This is a genomic window from Mesorhizobium sp. M7A.F.Ca.US.014.04.1.1, assembly GCF_003998745.1.
In the GTDB taxonomy this organism is placed as follows: domain Bacteria; phylum Pseudomonadota; class Alphaproteobacteria; order Rhizobiales; family Rhizobiaceae; genus Mesorhizobium; species Mesorhizobium ciceri.
In genome coordinates this window covers 1-1,254 of the sequence record NZ_RZRW01001019.1, presented here as the reverse complement: position 1 = coordinate 1,254, position 1,254 = coordinate 1, and the positions used below count along the sequence as shown (strand labels likewise).

General features: G+C 66.0%; 1 protein-coding gene. It reads left to right on the top strand.

All coding sequences use genetic code 11. The annotated features are described in order from the left end of the window. On the top strand, positions 1 to 1,254 hold a 1,254-nt coding region (locus EOA22_RS34105; RefSeq protein ID WP_127390640.1), incomplete at both ends, for a hybrid sensor histidine kinase/response regulator.

Below are 1,254 nucleotides of genomic sequence, written 5' to 3'. Positions count from 1 at the left end.
ACCCGATGCCGGACGGCGGCATCGTCGCCACCTATGCCGACATTTCCGGGCGCGTCGAGCAGGATCTTGCGCTGAAAAGGGCCAATGAATCGCTGGAGCAGCGGGTCAAGACGCGCACCATCGAGCTGACCCGGGTCAATGAGGAACTGGCGCAGGCACAGATGCTGGCCGAGGAGGCCAATCTCGGCAAGACGCGCTTCCTCGCCGCCGCCGGCCACGACATCCTGCAGCCGCTGAACGCCGCCCGGCTCTATTGCTCCTCGCTGATCGAGAAGGCCGGCAAGGGACCTGCCGGCAAGGCGGCCGTGAACATCGAATCCTCGCTGGAATCCGTCGAGACCATTCTCGGCGCCGTGCTCGACATCTCCCGCCTCGATGCCGGCGCGATGAAGCCGGATGACACCGCCTTCAACCTCGACGGATTGCTGCGCCAGATCGGCAACGACTTCCGGCCGCTGGCCGCCGAAAAGAAGCTCGAGCTGACCATCATGCCGTCATCGCTGACGGTGACGACGGACCGCAATTTGCTGCGCCGCCTGATCCAGAATCTCGTCTCCAACGCCATCAAATACACGCGCCGCGGCCGCGTGCTGGTTGGCGTCAGGCGGCGCGGCGAATTGGCCGAGATCCAGGTGATCGACACCGGCATCGGCATCGCCGGCGACAAGCTGAACACCGTCTTTCGCGAATTCACCCGGCTCGACGAGGGCGCGCGCGAGGCCGAGGGCCTCGGTCTCGGCCTCTCCATCGTCGACCGCATCGCCCGGGTGTTGCGCCTGGAGATCCGCATCTTTTCCAGTCCGGGCAAGGGCACGCGATTCTCCGTTATCCTGCCCGTCGCGGCCGTGCAGGCACGACGCGAGATCGAAGCCAGGGCTCCCGCCCGCGCGACAGCCTCGCTGGCCGGTCTGCACGTGCTGTGCATCGACAACGACGCCCGCATCCTCGAAGGCATGCGGCTCCTGCTCGAAGGCTGGGGTTGCAACGTCGACACCGCGTCCGGTTCAAAGGATCTGGAGACCGCGAAGATACATCGCCCGGACATCGTCCTTGCCGACTACCATCTCGACGGCGAAACCGGCCTCGAACTCGTCGTCAGGCTGCGTGCGATCCATGGCGACACCCTGCCGGCCGTGCTGGTCACCGCCGACCGCTCCAACGAGGTGCGCACGACCGCCGGCGGGCTCGAGATTGCGGTGATCAACAAACCGCTCAAACCAGCGGTACTGCGCTCGATGATGGCCAGGGGCAGGC